Origin of the sequence: Frankia sp. AiPa1, from assembly GCF_023243075.1 — a bacterium.
In the GTDB taxonomy this organism is placed as follows: domain Bacteria; phylum Actinomycetota; class Actinomycetes; order Frankiales; family Frankiaceae; genus Frankia.
On sequence record NZ_JALKFZ020000186.1, the window covers coordinates 67,318 to 81,611 of the forward strand.

General features: G+C 71.7%; 15 protein-coding genes. 14 read left to right on the forward strand and 1 reads right to left on the reverse strand.

The genetic code is table 11. The features are described from left to right. Nucleotides 1-16 precede the first annotated feature (16 nt). The 14 genes from ftsY (at nucleotide 17) to MXD95_RS25690 (ending at nucleotide 13,717) form a co-directional block, all read left to right on the forward strand. Nucleotides 17-1,336 (forward strand): signal recognition particle-docking protein FtsY, encoded by a 1,320-nt coding sequence (gene ftsY, locus MXD95_RS25620; protein WP_250643298.1) that lies wholly within the window; start codon nucleotides 17-19, stop codon nucleotides 1,334-1,336. 440 nt (nucleotides 1,337-1,776) lie between these two features. Then, nucleotides 1,777-3,363, forward strand: coding sequence for a signal recognition particle protein (gene ffh / locus MXD95_RS25625; RefSeq protein ID WP_250643299.1), 1,587 nt, complete (start codon nucleotides 1,777-1,779; stop codon nucleotides 3,361-3,363). Between the two features lie 395 nt (nucleotides 3,364-3,758). Next, the gene (gene rpsP, locus MXD95_RS25630) at nucleotides 3,759-4,205 is read left to right on the forward strand and encodes a 30S ribosomal protein S16 (RefSeq protein WP_250643300.1); all 447 of its coding nucleotides are present in this window, start codon (nucleotides 3,759-3,761) and stop codon (nucleotides 4,203-4,205) included. Then, a complete protein-coding gene (locus MXD95_RS25635) occupies nucleotides 4,206-4,439 on the forward strand; it encodes an RNA-binding protein (RefSeq protein ID WP_250643301.1) in 234 nt (77 codons plus the stop codon). A gap of 45 nt (nucleotides 4,440-4,484) precedes the next feature. Next, nucleotides 4,485-5,039, forward strand: a complete 555-nt coding sequence (gene rimM, locus MXD95_RS25640) for a ribosome maturation factor RimM (protein WP_250643302.1) — start codon at nucleotides 4,485-4,487, stop codon at nucleotides 5,037-5,039. A gap of 43 nt (nucleotides 5,040-5,082) precedes the next feature. Beyond that, a complete protein-coding gene (trmD, locus tag MXD95_RS25645; RefSeq protein ID WP_250643303.1) occupies nucleotides 5,083-5,853 on the forward strand; it encodes a tRNA (guanosine(37)-N1)-methyltransferase TrmD in 771 nt (256 codons plus the stop codon). A gap of 255 nt (nucleotides 5,854-6,108) precedes the next feature. Then, entirely contained in the window at nucleotides 6,109-6,465 is a 357-nt protein-coding gene (gene rplS / locus MXD95_RS25650; RefSeq protein WP_250643304.1) for a 50S ribosomal protein L19, read from the forward strand. Nucleotides 6,466-6,768: 303 nt separating this feature from the next. Continuing rightward, a complete protein-coding gene (gene lepB, locus MXD95_RS25655) occupies nucleotides 6,769-7,890 on the forward strand; it encodes a signal peptidase I (RefSeq protein ID WP_250643305.1) in 1,122 nt (373 codons plus the stop codon). Further along, nucleotides 7,887-8,609 carry a ribonuclease HII gene (locus MXD95_RS25660; RefSeq protein ID WP_250643306.1) on the forward strand — a complete coding sequence of 241 codons (723 nt, stop codon included), beginning with the start codon at nucleotides 7,887-7,889 and terminating at the stop codon, nucleotides 8,607-8,609. Before lepB ends, MXD95_RS25660 begins: the two co-directional genes overlap by 4 nt. Next, entirely contained in the window at nucleotides 8,606-8,902 is a 297-nt protein-coding gene (locus tag MXD95_RS25665; RefSeq protein WP_250643307.1) for a DUF2469 domain-containing protein, read from the forward strand. Before MXD95_RS25660 ends, MXD95_RS25665 begins: the two co-directional genes overlap by 4 nt. 172 nt (nucleotides 8,903-9,074) lie before the next feature. Further along, the gene (locus tag MXD95_RS25670; RefSeq protein WP_250643308.1) at nucleotides 9,075-9,485 is read left to right on the forward strand and encodes a YraN family protein; all 411 of its coding nucleotides are present in this window, start codon (nucleotides 9,075-9,077) and stop codon (nucleotides 9,483-9,485) included. Further along, the gene (locus tag MXD95_RS25675; RefSeq protein ID WP_250643309.1) at nucleotides 9,485-11,098 is read left to right on the forward strand and encodes a YifB family Mg chelatase-like AAA ATPase; all 1,614 of its coding nucleotides are present in this window, start codon (nucleotides 9,485-9,487) and stop codon (nucleotides 11,096-11,098) included. The genes MXD95_RS25670 and MXD95_RS25675 overlap by 1 nt, the downstream gene beginning before the upstream one ends. A gap of 176 nt (nucleotides 11,099-11,274) precedes the next feature. Beyond that, nucleotides 11,275-12,345 (forward strand): DNA-processing protein DprA, encoded by a 1,071-nt coding sequence (gene dprA / locus MXD95_RS25680; RefSeq protein ID WP_374122140.1) that lies wholly within the window; start codon nucleotides 11,275-11,277, stop codon nucleotides 12,343-12,345. Between the two features lie 292 nt (nucleotides 12,346-12,637). Next, entirely contained in the window at nucleotides 12,638-13,717 is a 1,080-nt protein-coding gene (locus MXD95_RS25690; protein ID WP_308301581.1) for a tyrosine recombinase XerC, read from the forward strand. A gap of 19 nt (nucleotides 13,718-13,736) precedes the next feature. On the opposite strand, the gene MXD95_RS25695 is transcribed toward MXD95_RS25690, so the two are convergent. After that, on the reverse strand, nucleotides 13,737-14,129 hold the full coding sequence (locus tag MXD95_RS25695) for a murein hydrolase activator EnvC family protein (RefSeq protein WP_250643314.1): 393 nt from the start codon (nucleotides 14,127-14,129) through the stop codon (nucleotides 13,737-13,739). Between the last annotated feature and the right edge of the window lie 165 nt (nucleotides 14,130-14,294).

Sequence of the window (14,294 nt, forward strand, 5' to 3'; positions counted from 1 at the left end):
CTGTCAGGATCGGGGTGTGGAGCTCCTTATCCTGATCGTCGTTCTCGCCGTCGTCGTGGTGGCCTCCGCCGGACTCGCGGTGGGCAGCGTCGTGCGGCGACGCCCCCGCCGCCGGCCGGAGGTGGCTGATCGGCCCGATCTCGCGGCGCGACCCGGCATCGGCACCGCGGACGGGGCCGGGCCGGGCGGGGCGGGGACGATCGGCACCATCGATACCGGTGTCGGCACCCTCGAGGCCGACAGCACGCCCGCTCCCAGCTCCGAGACTGGCGGCGCCGAGGCCGTCCCGCCCGGTACCGCCGGGCCGGGCGGGACGGTGCCGGTCGCTGAGGTCGACGTGTCGCCCGGTGGTGCGCAGGTGGGGGCACCGGCCGCGCCCCCGCGCCAGCGTCCGCCGACCGAGACGCCGGCACCATCCGCCGGCCGTCTCGTCCGCCTGCGCCTGCGCCTGTCCCGCTCGCAGAACGCGCTGGGGCGCGGTCTGTTGTCCCTGCTGTCCGGCGACCGCCTGGACGAGGAGACCTGGGAGGACGTCGAGGCGACGCTGCTCGGCGCGGATGTCGGGGTGGCGGCGACCACCGAGCTCGTCGACGCGCTGCGAGAGCGCACGAAGGTGCTGGGGGCCAGCACGCCGGCGCAGGCGCGGGAGATGCTGCGCGACGAGCTGCTGGCCCAGGTCGGTACGACCACGGACCGGACTCTGCGGACCTCTGCCCCCGACCGGCCTGCCGTCGTGCTGGTGGTGGGGGTCAACGGCACTGGCAAGACGACGACCTGCGGGAAGATCGCCAGGCTGCTGGTGGCCGATGGCCGCACCGTGGTGCTCGGTGCCGCCGACACGTTTCGGGCCGCGGCGGCCGACCAGCTGCAGACCTGGGGGGAACGGGTCGGTGCCCAGACGGTGCGCGGTATCGAGGGCGGCGACCCGGCGTCTGTCGCCTTCGATGCGGTCAAGCAGGGCGTGACGGCGGGCGTCGACACCGTTCTGATCGATACCGCCGGCCGCCTGCATACCAAGACGGGCCTGATGGATGAGCTTTCCAAGATCAAGAGGGTGGTCGGCAAGCACGGCCCGGTCGACGAGGTCCTGCTCGTCCTGGATGCCACGACCGGTCAGAACGCGGTGGTCCAGGCCCGGGTCTTCACCGAGGCCGTGGAGCTGACCGGAGTGGTGCTGACCAAGCTGGACGGTACGGCGAAGGGCGGGATCGTCATCGCGGTGCAGCGGGAACTTGGGGTGCCGGTCAAGCTGATCGGCCTGGGGGAGGGGCCGGACGACCTGGCGATCTTCGAGTCGGAGGCGTTCGTGGACGCCCTGCTCGGCGATCCCGCCTGAGCCCCGCGGCGCACCTTCGGCGGGGAGGCGCCGGCCGCCGCCCGCGGTGGATGTCCTGCCATCGCCCGCGGATGCGACGGGACCACAAAGTGTCGTGCGTCAAGGGCTTCCCGTCCACGCGGATGTGATCTAGGCTTCATCGCGGAGCGCAGCCGGGGCTCTTCCGGCACGTCGCGACAGGCGTCCTCGGCGCGGTGCGGGCTGGGGGGTGAGCGTCCGGCGAGGCGACTCGCCGTCCTCAGCGCAGAGGGCGGACACGGCCGGTGCAGGTCCAGGTCGGTGTCCGTGCGAGTGTGCCTCGCCGGGTCGCGCACACTGGGCGCCGGCCGGCCGGGGTGCTGCCCGCCGTCTGCGTGGATGATCGGCTGCGGGTGTGTTGTCCTCGTCGTCGGGTGCGTACGCTGGTGCCTGCGGTCCGCCTGCGATCTCGGAGTGTGCGCGTGTTCGACACCCTTTCCAGCCGCCTCGACAAGGTCTTCACGTCGCTGCGTGGTCGGGGTCGCCTGACCGATGCGGACGTCGACGCCACCGCCCGCGAGATCCGGATCGCTTTGCTCGAGGCCGATGTCGCGCTGCCCGTGGTCCGCAGTTTCGTCGCGGCCGTCAAAGAGCGCGCGCGCGGAGCGGAGGTCAGCTCCTCGCTGAATCCGGCGCAGCAGGTCATCAAGATCGTGAACGAGGAGCTCGTCGCGATCCTCGGTGGCGGGACGACGACGATCCGGTTCGCCAAGTCGCCGCCCACGGTCATCCTGCTCGCTGGTCTGCAGGGCACGGGTAAGACGACGTTGGCCGGCAAGCTCGGGCACTGGCTGAAGACCCAGGGGCACACCCCGCTGCTGGTCGCGGCCGACCTGCAGCGGCCGAACGCGGTCAACCAGCTCCAGGTCGTCGGCGGGCGGGCCGGCGTCGAGGTCTTCGCCCCCGAGCCCGGCAACGGCGTCGGCGATCCGGTCCGGGTCGCCCGCGATGCGCTCGCGCACGCTCGCCGGCAGGTGTTCGACGTGGTCGTCGTCGACACCGCCGGCCGCCTCGGCGTGGACGAGGAACTGATGCGCCAGGCCGCCGACATCCGCGACGCGGTGTCGCCGGACGAGATCCTCTTCGTGCTCGACGCCATGATCGGTCAGGACGCGGTCACGACGGCGAACGCGTTCGCCGACGGGGTCGGGTTCACCGGTGTCGTGCTCACCAAGCTCGACGGCGACGCTCGCGGCGGTGCGGCGTTGTCCGTCGCCCAGGTGACGGGCCGTCCGATCATGTTCGCGTCGACCGGTGAGGGGCTCGGGGACTTCGACGTCTTCCACCCGGAGCGGATGGCGTCCCGCATCCTCGGCATGGGTGACGTTCTTACCCTGATCGAGCAGGCCGAGAAGGCCTTCGAGGTCGAACAGGCCGAGGCGATGGCCGCGAAGATGGCCGCCTCCGAGTTCACCCTGGAGGACTTCCTTGAGCAGATGCTCGCGGTCCGCAAGATGGGACCGATCGGCAACCTGCTCGGCATGCTCCCCGGCATGGGGCAGGTGAAGGAGCAGCTCGCGCAGGTCGACGACCGTGATGTCGACCGGGTGGTGGCGATCATCCGCTCGATGACCCCGGCCGAGCGCCACGACCCGCGGATCCTGCAGGCCTCGCGCAAGGCCCGGGTCGCCCGCGGATCCGGGGTCACCGTGACCGAGGTCAACCAGCTGCTGGACCGCTTCGCCGAGGCCCGCAAGGTGATGCGCCAGATGGCGGGCGGCATGGGCATGCCCGGGGCGATGGGCCGGGGCAAGGCCGCGTCCGCCCGCAAGACGGCCAAGAAGGGCAAGGGCGCGAACCGCAAGGGCAACCCGGCGGCCCGCGCCGCTCAGGCCAGGACGCAGGGCCAGACGCAGGGCCAGAAGTCGATTGCGCAGGACCGGCTTGGCCAGGGCCCCGATCTCACCGGCGGCCTGCCCGACGGCATGCCGGATCTCGCGGCCCTCATGCGCCAGCAGGGTGGTTTCGGCGGCCCGCCGCCCCGAGGGCCACGCGGCGGCGGTCGTTGAGGCGGATGTGGCCGGTCTGGTGTCGCTTGTCCGGATGCCGCCTGAATCTCGTCTCAATGCCGCTCCAAGGCGGAGGTCGCCCGGGCGTGTCCGTCGTTCGTCCGGTGTGTGCGGCCCCGCGGGGAGCACCCGGCCCGGTCGGCATCTGGCAGACTGTAAGCTCTAGTGCAGGCCCTGCCTGCCAGCGTCGGTGTGGCTACCCCGGGATGACCTGAGTTCGCGTACCGCGTGGACATGCTCCACGTGGACCTGTCCATATGGACCCGTTCATATGGACAGGGGCGGCGTGAAGTCGTCCGGGTGGCCGTTCCGGCGCTGGTGCATCCCACCGCCGACTTCTCCGCGCCATCGTGGGGCCCGGCGGTCACCGATACGTCTGGAGTCGTTCGACCACCGTGGCAACCAAGATTAAATTGCAGCGTCTCGGCAAGATGCGCGAGCCGCACTACCGCATCGTCGTGGCCGACGCCCGCACCAAGCGGGACGGTCGAGTCATCGAGGCCATCGGGCAGTACCACCCGAAGTACGACCCGAGCATCATCAAGGTCGACGCCGACCGGGTGGGGCACTGGCTGTCGGTCGGTGCCCAGCCCACCGAGCCGGTGCTGGCGATCCTCAAGGTCACCGGTGACTGGCAGAAGTTCAAGGGGCTTCCCGCCCCCCCGCCGATGAAGGTCGCCGAGCCCAAGCCCGACAAGCGTGAGGTCTTCCAGGCCGCCGCCCGGGCCGCCGCCGGTGCCGAGGACCGGCCGGCGACGACCCCGAAGAAGGCCAAGAAGGGCGCGTCTGCGGAGGGCGACGAGGCGCCGGCAGCGGACGCGTCGACGGCCGCGGGGCAGTAGGTGCTGGAAGCGGCGCTCGAACACCTGGTGCGCGGCATCGTCGATCATCCCAACGATGTCCGGGTGGATCTCAACAACGGCCGGCGTGGTCGGACTCTTGAGGTTCGGGTCCATCCGGACGACCTTGGCAAGGTCATCGGCCGGCGTGGACGGACCGCCCGCGCTCTGCGTACCGTGATGGGCGGCGTCGGAGGCCGCGGACTGCGGATCGACGTCGTGGATGTGGACCGTTAGCCGCCGTACCCGCCCGGTTGCGTCGTCAGTTGCCGGCCGCGGGTGATGGACGCTACCGACGCGATCGTCGTCGGGCGGGTCGGTCGTCCGCACGGTGTGCGAGGCGAGGTCACGATCGAGGTCCGCACGGACGTGCCCGGGCGCAGGTTCGCCTCGGGCGCGGTCCTGGGCCGAGAGGGCGGGGGGGTTGCCCTCACCGTCGTCCACGCACACTGGCACTCGGGCCGTCTCCTGCTGCGCTTTGAGGGCATCGATGACCGCCGCGCCGCCGAGACTCTGCGCGACGTCCTGCTGACCATCGATCCGGCGGATGCCGGTTCGCCGGCCGACGACGATGCGCAGGGGTCCATCCCCGGCGACCCCGCCGATGTGTGGTGGGATCGCGATCTGGTGGGCCTCGAAGCGGTGACGGTCGCTGGTGTTCCGCTCGGCCGGGTGGCCGAGGTCGTCCACTCCCCGGCGGGCGATCTGCTCGCTATCGGGCGCCCGGAGGGCGGCGAGTATCTCGTGCCGTTTGTCCGGGACATCGTCCCGACGGTGGACGCGGCGGCCGGCCGCATCGTCGTCGACCCGCCGCCGGGCCTGCTGGAACTCGACTGATTCCCGGCCGCCGGGGCGGCCCCCGTCCTACCGGAGCCCTCCGTTGCGTGCCGACGTGGTCACCATCTTTCCCGCCTACCTGGAGCCGCTGCAGCTCTCGTTGGTCGGCCGAGCCCAGCAACGGGGCACTCTCGAGGTCCACGCGCACGATCTGCGGGCCTGGACGAGCGACCTGCACCGCACCGTGGACGACGCGCCCTACGGCGGCGGCCCGGGGATGGTCATGCGGCCCGAGCCATGGGACGCGGCGCTCACCGAGATCGCGTCCGTACTCCCCGGCCGTCGACCGCGGGTCGTGGTCCCCACTCCGGCTGGGGAGCCGTTCACGCAGGCCAAGGCGGAGGAGCTGGCTCGAGAGCCCTGGCTCGTCTTCTGCTGCGGCCGGTACGAGGGCATCGACGCCCGGGTCGTCGATGCCTGGGCCGACGACGAGATCTCCATCGGCGACTATGTTCTCGCCGGCGGCGAGGTGGCGACCCTGGTGATGCTCGAGGCGGTTGCCCGGCTGCTGCCGGGGGTCCTCGGCAACAGAGAGTCGGCCGCGCAGGACTCGTTCTCCGACGGCCTGCTCGAGGCTCCGATGTACACCCGGCCCCAGGTCTGGCGGGGCAGGGAGGTGCCCGACGTCCTGCGTTCCGGTGATCATGCGGCCGTGGCCCGCTGGCGCCGGGAACAGTCCCTGTCGCGTACCCGCCGCTGTCGTCCCGATCTCCTGGCGGCGGCCCCGCTGACCGACGTGGAGCGCGCCGCGCTCGAGCAGACGGCCGTGGACGATGGCCGGCCCGGGCGCGGGCCGCAGGTGGACGCCGGCTGAGCTCACGGCCCACGCCTGGGCGGGGCCGGCAGGCCACACGGTCAGGTCGCTCGGCCGTGTGGCACAGTACAATGCAGTGTCCGCCGGTTCGTGGCCGGCTCGGGCGACCTTCGTCTGGTTGTTCTCCGCGACGTGTCTGCGGCGGGCAGGCCGGCCTGTGGTCCGGGCTGGACTCGGCCATCGGGTCGTTCGCCGCCGGCCCTGGGGCCGAGGGCTCGGATGATCCACTCTCACACTCATCAGGAAGCGACTGCCATGCACACCCTGGACAGCCTCGACGCCGAGTCGCTGAGGACCGACGTGCCCGAGTTCTGGCCGGGCGACACCCTCAAGGTCCACGTGCGGGTCGTCGAAGGAAACCGCCAGCGCATCCAGGTGTTCCAGGGAGCCGTGCTTCGACGGCAGGGCGGTGGCGTGCGCGAGACCTTCACGGTCCGCAAGGTGAGCTTCGGTGTCGGGGTCGAGCGCACCTTCCCGGTGCACAGCCCGATCGTCTCGAAGATCGAGGTTGTGACCCGCGGAGACGTCCGGCGCGCCAAGCTCTACTACCTGCGGCAGCTTCGGGGCAAGGCCGCGAAGATCAAGGAGAAGCGGGAGCCGGTCGCGCGCTGAGGACCCTGGTCCTTTGTGTCCCGCCTGGGTCCTGGTTGGCGACTTGCCGACACTTCGTGCGCGTGTTGACCACGTTTCTGGACCAAGATAGGTGTCGCGGTCCGCAACGGCGTCGCGAGGAGCGGTTAGTGGCACGTCGGCCGGTCCGATCAGCCCTGACGGCCGAACCAGCGAGGTGGCGGAGTGAACGCATCGAGCCCGGACGGTCACCGTCCGCACTCTGATGTTGACGGTGAAGACGCGAGGGCTGGCCGATGGGACGACGGCGAACCGTCAGCCGTCGACCAGCCGGCAGCATCGGCCGTGCGTTCAGGTTCAGGTTCGGAGCAGGACACCTCCCGATGGGACGCCGCGGCGCGCGCTGGTGGACCGGCACGCGGCGGCGGGCCGGCTGGTGCCGACCCGGGTGACGCAACCGATCCCGGCGCGCCGGGAATCGGGCTGGAGGGAGTTCCCCCGGCCGGTACGGACGACTCCCCCCGGCGCCCTGGCCGACCGGGCTCCGGCGCTCGGGGGCGGGGCTCGTTCCTCCGTGAGCTTCCGGTCCTCGTCCTCGTGGCCTTCCTGTTGGCCCTGCTCATCAAGGCGCTGCTCGTCCAGGCCTTCTGGATTCCGTCCGAGTCGATGGAACGGACCCTGCTGGTCAACGACCGCGTGCTCGTCAACAAGGTCGTCTACCACTTCCGCGACGTGCATCGCGGTGAGGTCGTCGTCTTCAACGGCAAGGGGACGGGTTTCGACCACGCGGAATCGGTCGTGCCGAAGCCGACGAATGTCTTCAGCCGGGGGGTGCGCGACGCGCAGCGCCTGCTGGGCCTGGGCGCTCCCAGCGAGACGGACTTCATCAAACGCGTCATCGGGGTTGGCGGGGACACGGTTGCCTGCTGCGACGCTGAGGGGCGGGTGACGGTCAACGGCCATCCGCTGGACGAGCCCTACGTCTACGAGAACGACTACCAGCGGTTCGGTCCGTTGCAGGTTCCCGCCGGCTACCTCTGGGTGATGGGTGACCATCGAGGGGCTTCGTCGGACGCCCGGCAGAACGGGCCCATCCCGCAGAGCAAGGTGGTCGGGCGCGCCTTTGTGCGAGTGTGGCCATTGAACAGGTTCGGCTTCCTGAGCGTTCCTGGCACGTTCAGCGGTATACGCGATGCCTCGTCGCCGGCACATGCGACGCCGCGATCGACGACGTCGAGTCCGGCGGCGTTGCCTTCCGCGCGGGATCTGTCGGATGGGGGAGCGGGAGGGCCTGATGCGGGGTCGCCCTCGGCCGACGGGCCGACCCTTGTGGCGCTGACCATCGGCGTCGCGCCTGCCTGGCGCACCCGGCGGCGTCAGGGTCGGTCGTGGGGAACACGTCGGGGCCGGGCCCGGCGGACCGGCGCCACCGGTCCGCGAAGCCGTGGGCGGTTCGGTTGTTCATGACACCGCGGGGTGTGGCGGTCCGACGCGATGCGGGCATGTTCGGCTACGAGCGGGCGCTGGCCCGGCGCGGGCTCGGCCCGGTCGCCGGGGTGGACGAGGCCGGGCGTGGCGCGTGCGCGGGTCCGTTGGTCGTGGCCGCGGTGGTGCTACCCGAGGGCGGTGTACGCCGGCTCGGTGGGCTGGCGGACTCGAAGCTGCTGACAGAGCAGGTACGCGAGCGGATGTTCGGCGAGGTGGTCGCGACTGCGGTCTGCTGGGCGACGGTGGTGACGCCAGCGGCGGAGATCGACCTGGTCGGCGTGCACCAGGCCAACATCACCGGCATGCGGCGCGCGGTGGCACGTCTGGACCGCAGACCTGGCTATGTCCTCACTGACGGATTTCCGGTGTCCGGATTCGGCATGGAGTCGTTGGCTGTGGTGAAGGGGGATCAGGTGGCCGCGTGCGTCGCGGCTGCCTCGATCGTGGCGAAGGTAACGAGGGACCGGATCATGCGGGCGTTGCACACGCGCTATGCCGAGTACGATTTCGCGCAACACAAGGGATACGTCACCGCGGCCCACACGGCGGCGCTGGCGCGGTACGGGCCGTGTGACGAGCATCGGAAGTCGTACGTGAACGTGGCTGCGCACGCGGCGTCGACGGGGGATGCCCGATCTTCGCGGCTGGAGGACAGGGTGCTTGCAACCGGCCTGCACGGCGTCACGGAGTGCGCATGAGTGCGGAAGATCTCGAGAAGTACGAGACCGAGATGGAGCTCCAGCTCTATCGCGAGTACCGCGATGTGGTGGGGCTGTTCTCGTACGTCATCGAGACGGAACGCCGGTTCTACCTCGCGAACGAGTACCAGATAGAGATCAGGAACAGCGCGGACGGTGAGGTCTTCTTCGAACTGACGTTGCGCGACGCCTGGGTCTGGGACATGTTTCGTCCGGCGCGGTTCGTGAAGAATGTCCGGGTTGTGACCTTCAAGGACATCAACGTCGAGGAGCTCACCAAGGCGGAGCTCTGAGCCCTCCGGCTCGCGCTTGATCGCCTTCGTCTGGTTCGTCTTCGCGTACCGGCCTGTGGACGGCATCCGCCTGTCCACATGTCGATCATCGTCTCTGGTCCGAACCGCCCGGGACACGGACGCTTTGGTCCGGCCGGCGGGCATGCGTCCCCCGGCGGACGGGAGCGCGACGATGCAGGCGAGAGATGAGCCGCAGGCCACAAACGGGCCTCGGGCCCAGGGCGGGCCGCTGACCAAGGACGAGCTGGGTCGGTTCGGCGAGGAGGCGGCCTGCCGCCATCTGGCGGCCGGTGGGGCCGCGATTCTCGACCGAAACTGGCGTTGCCGTGACGGTGAGCTCGACATTGTCGTGCGCGACGGCTCCGTGCTGGTGTTCTGCGAGGTCAAGACCAGATCAGGCCCCCGATACGGGAGCGGCGCCGAGTCGGTCATCGGCCGTAAGGCGGCCCGGATCCGGCGGCTGGCCGCGCGCTGGCTCGCCGAACATCCCCATCCGTCATCCGCGGTGCGGTTCGACGTCGTCGTCGTCTCGCGCCCGTTGCGGGGCCCAGTCAGCGTCGAGCACCTGCAGGGAGCGTTCTGATGGCGCTCGCCCGCACCCAGGCGGTCGCTGTGCTTGGGATCGAGGGCCATCTGGTCGAGGTGGAGGCGGACCTGGCCAACGGTCTGCCCCGCCTCACCCTGGTGGGCCTGCCTGACGCGGCTCTGCACGAGGCGCGCGACCGGATCCGGGCGGCGGTCGTGAACTCCGGTGAACGCTGGCCGGACCGCCGGATCACCATCGGTCTGTTTCCCGCCACCTTGCCCAAGGCGGGCAGTGGGTTCGACCTGGCTATGGCGATCGCGGTCCTCGGCGCGGCCTCGATGGTTCCCCAGGACGCCCTGTACGACAGGGTGTTTATCGGCGAGCTGGCCCTCGACGGGCGGGTGCGCGCCGTGCGGGGGGTGCTTCCCGCGGTGCTGCGGGCCATGGCAGCGGGCATCGAGCGGGTGGTCGTGCCGGTCGCGAACGCCGCGGAGGCCGCGCTCGTGCCCGGCGCCCGTGTCGAGCCGGCGGAGAACCTGGCCGGCGTCCTGGCCGTGCTGAGAGGAACGGCGCTGGCCCCGCCTGGGCTGGCGGGCACTGCTTCGGAGTACACAGCGGTGTCGCGGCCGTCGGCGGCGGGCGCCGCTTCGGAGTACACAGCGGTGTCGCGGCCGTCGGCGGCGGGCACCGCTTCGGAATATGCAGCCGGCGACCTGGCTGAGGTGGCCGGGCAGAGCCGGGGGCGCCTGGCCGTGGAGGTTGCCGCGGCCGGCGGCCATCACCTCTACCTGCAGGGGCCGCCAGGCAGCGGCAAGACCATGCTCGCCGAACGGCTGCCCGGCCTGCTACCGGAACTCGATCGCGAGGCGTCACTCGAGGTGACCGCGGTGCACTCGGTGGCCGGCCAGCTGCCGGGCGATCGGCCCCTGATCACCCGGCCGCCCTATCGCGACCCGCACCACAGCGCCACGCCTGCCGCGTTGATCGGCTCGGGCACGGCGGTGATCCGGCCGGGGCTCGCGAGCCAGGCGCACCACGGGATCCTGTTTCTGGACGAGGCTCCGGAGTTCGCCCGCCAGAGCCTCGACGCGCTGCGGCAGCCGTTGGAGAGCGGCACGATCGAGATTGCCCGGGCGCGGGCGACTGCCCGCTACCCGGCCCGGTTCCAGCTGGTTCTCGCCGCCAATCCGTGTCCCTGCGCGAAGTCGCAGGGATCGCGATCCACGGCCTGCGAGTGCCCGAGCCTGGTGCGGCGGCGGTACCTCGCCCGGCTCTCCGGGCCCCTGCTGGACCGGATCGACATCCAGGTCGCCCTGAGCGTGCCGAGCCGTGCGGAGCTACGGGCCGACGCGGGACGCTGCGAGTCCACCGAGTCGGTCGCGGCTCGGGTGCTGCGGGCGCGCAGGCGTGCGGCGGCGCGGCTGGCGCAGTCGCCGTGGCGGGCCAATGCACAGGTACCGGGCCCGGTACTGCGCCGGGTCTGGCCGTTGCCGCGTACGGTCGCCGCGCCGGCCGAACGTGCGCTCGAACAGGGGTTGCTGACCCTGCGCGGCCTCGACCGCGTTCTACGGTTGGCCTGGACGTTCGCGGATCTCGCCGATCGGGAGGAGCCGGGGCCTGATCAGGTCGGCGCTGCCTTGGACCTGCGACTGCCCGGGTGGGCGATGTGAGTGCCGACCGCGATCCGGACCGGTCGCTCGGCGCGGCCCGCGGGAATGGCGGCGATGACCCGGGCGCGCCAGCGGCCAGTCCGAATTCCCTGGATCGGACGGATATCGACGGATCGGATCCGGATCGACTCGCCCGAGTCGCGCTGTCGCGGGTCTACGGTCCGGAGAACCGGCGGATGGCCACGGAGGTGGCCAGGCTCGGCGCCGCCGAGGTGTGGGAGCGGGTCAGCGCGGAGCATCCTGGTGTTGATCCACGTGGTGATCTGGATGCCGGTGCCCGGGCGGGCGCGCGCCTGGTGTGCCCTGGAGATCCGCAGTGGCCGATCGAACTCGACTCGCTGGACCTGCTCCGCGAGGACCCAGCCGCCGCGCGCGGCGCGCCCTTGTGCCTGTGGGTGCGAGGCGTAGGTGATCTGCGGGCACTCGCACCGCTGTCGGTTGCCGTGGTGGGCTGCCGGGCGGCGACGAGCTACGGGCTCCACCTGGCCGGGGAGATCTCCTTTGATCTGGCGGAGCGGGGCTGGACCGTGGTGTCGGGGGCCGCGTTCGGTATCGACGCCGCGGCCCACCGGGGCGCGTTGGCCGCCCAGGGGTCGACGGTCGCGATCCTCGCCAGCGGCGTCGACGTGCCTTATCCCGCCGCCCACGCCGGGCTGCTCGCCGAGATCGCGAGTGCCGGCGCGGTCGTCAGTGAGGTCGCCCCGGGCACACCGCCCTACCGGCGGCGATTCCTGACCCGCAACCGTCTGATCGCCGCCCTTTGCCGTGGAACGGTGATCGTCGAGGCGGGGTTGCGCAGCGGGGCGCTGAACACTGTTGCGCACGCGCGGCGGCTCGGCCGCCAGATCATGGCTGTACCGGGGCCGGTGACCAGTTCCACCAGTGCCGGCTGCCACCGGCTGCTGCGGGACTTCCGGGAACAGACCGTCCTGGTGACCAGCGCCGATGATATCTGCGAGGAGATCGCCGGGGTCGGCTCCTTCGCGCCGCGCGACGTGGCCGCGGGCGCGAGGGACAGCCTGTCGCTCGTCGTGCGGGAGCTGTTGGACGCGATGCCGGCCCGTGCTTCGGTCGGGGCATCCACCCTCGCGAAGGCGCTGGGGTTGCGCGCACAGGATGTGCTGGCGATGCTGGGCCCGCTTGTGGTCGAGGGCCTGGTCGAATCGGTGCCCGGAGGGTATCGGCTTACGCCGCTTGGTCGTGCGCCGTCGAACACACCGCCGGGCGGTCGAACCGGCCCGGTATGACGGCCCAGGCCGCGTAGGGAGAACTCGGTTCGGCGAGATGGCGCGGGGCCCGGGTACCGGCGACTCAGGCGGGCGCGGTGTCCGGGGCGGATGCGGCGGCCTGAACCGCCGAGTCGACCACTCGGCACTCCGGTTCTCCAACCATCGTGCGCCCTTGACGAAAGCGACTGGCGGCCGGCACCGTTCTTCCATGACGTCGTGGGTTGGCTCCGTGGGGACGGGGAAGGCGCTACCGGCTCCCGTTCCACGGGGACACGAAAGACCTCCGCCGGGGCTCTTCCCGGATGAAAGGGTGCGGGCCACGCCACCGGCACAACCGCCGCAAACGGCGCAACCTGGCAGCCCGGACTGGGCCGATGCGGTCCTCGCCTTTCGGCGGCACCTGATCGCCGAGCTGGACCGATCCCCGCAGACTGTGCGGGCCTACCTGGGCGACCTCGCCTCGCTGCGGGAGTACGCGGCACGAGTGGGCTCGGCCGATCTTGCCGATCTGGATCTGAATGTCCTGCGTGGCTGGCTGGCCGGGATGCGAGCGGCCGGCATCGCGGCGGCGACTCTGGCGCGTCGCGCCTCGCTTGCGCGGGTGTTCTCCGCCTTCGCGGCGCGCCGTGGCTATCTCGCCGTCGACGTGGCGGCCCGGCTGGTCGGCGCCCGCCCGGTCCGCCAGGTCCCACAGATACTGAGCGTCGAGGGCGCACGGGCCCTGCTGGGCGGGAAGGCACTGACCGGTGGCGACGCGTCCGGCGTCGTGCCGTCCGCGTCGGGGCCGGCCGGGGCACTGCCGGCCGCACCTGCCTCGCCAGGCCCGACGGCGGCGTCAGTGTCCGCGGACGAGCGGCGCAGGCGCGACGCGGCCACGGCGCGGGCTGTCGCACTGCGGGACACCGTGGTGCTCGAGTTGCTGTACGGCAGTGGGCTTCGGGTGTCCGAATTGTGCGGACTGGATCTGGTGGACGTCGACGACGAACGTCGACTGCTGCGGGTTCGGGGCAAGGGCGGCCGGGAACGCAGCGTGCCGTTCGGCGTGCCGGCCGCGTCGGCGCTGCGCGCGTGGAGACAGACCGGACGCTCGGCGCTGGTGGCCGGTGGCGACGCAACGGCGCTGCTGCTGGGGCAGCGCGGGGGCCGCCTCGATCCGCGGACCGTCCGGCGGGTGCTGACGCGTAGTACGGCCGGTGCCGCACTGCCCTCAGGGCTTACTCCGCACGGGCTGCGTCACTCGGCCGCGACGCACATGATCGAGGGTGGCGCCGATCTGCGCTCCGTCCAGGAGTTTCTCGGTCACGCCAGCCTCGCAACCACACAGATCTACACCCATGTGACGCCGGAGCGCCTGCGCGCGGCCTTCGAACAGGCCCATCCCCGGGCGTGACCGAGAGTCCGGACAGGCCTTACCGGATCGTGCCCCCTCGCAACGGCAGGAGGCGAGGCGCCACCCGACGGAACGTGGCGAGGGGGTTGAGGTAGTCGCTGCCTCGCAGCAGGCCCCAGTGCAGGCAGGCCAGGACAGGGCAGCCGGTATGGCCGGCCACCAGCGCGCCCAGTAGATCTCCGGCGTGCAGGACGTCGCCCACCGCCACAGCGGGCCACACCGGCTCGTAGGTCGTACGGACGTCGCCATGTGTGATCGTCACGACACCTCGTCCCGCTATGGGGCCGGCGAAGCTCACCGTGCCGTCGGCCGCCGCGCGGACCTGCTCGCCGGGCGAGGCAGGCAGGTCGACACCGCGGTGTCCAGGCCCGAACGGCGTTGCCGGACGTTCAAAAGCGCGGCTGACTGCCACCTGTCCGGCCAACGGCCATCGCAGCCGGGGTATAGCGCCTGTGAGCGTCGTCAGGGGTGTGGTCGCGGCGTGATCACCGCTGGATCGAGCGGCGGGGGGGGGGGGGGGGGGGGGGGGGGGGGGGGGGGGGGGGGGGGGGGGGGGGGGGGGGGGGGGGGGGGGGGG

What these genes read in the sequence shown, in the direction of transcription:
- rimM (WP_250643302.1), top strand. Translation starts at nt 4,485, where the DNA reads ATGGACGCTACCGACGCGATCGTCGTCGGGCGGGTCGGTCGTCCGCAC.
- rplS (WP_250643304.1), top strand. Translation starts at nt 6,109, where the DNA reads ATGCACACCCTGGACAGCCTCGACGCCGAGTCGCTGAGGACCGACGTG.
- MXD95_RS25675 (WP_250643309.1), top strand. Translation starts at nt 9,485, where the DNA reads ATGGCGCTCGCCCGCACCCAGGCGGTCGCTGTGCTTGGGATCGAGGGC.
- MXD95_RS25665 (WP_250643307.1), top strand. Translation starts at nt 8,606, where the DNA reads ATGAGTGCGGAAGATCTCGAGAAGTACGAGACCGAGATGGAGCTCCAG.
- dprA (WP_374122140.1), top strand. Translation starts at nt 11,275, where the DNA reads ATGGCCACGGAGGTGGCCAGGCTCGGCGCCGCCGAGGTGTGGGAGCGG.
- MXD95_RS25670 (WP_250643308.1), top strand. Translation starts at nt 9,075, where the DNA reads ATGCAGGCGAGAGATGAGCCGCAGGCCACAAACGGGCCTCGGGCCCAG.
- MXD95_RS25660 (WP_250643306.1), top strand. Translation starts at nt 7,887, where the DNA reads ATGACACCGCGGGGTGTGGCGGTCCGACGCGATGCGGGCATGTTCGGC.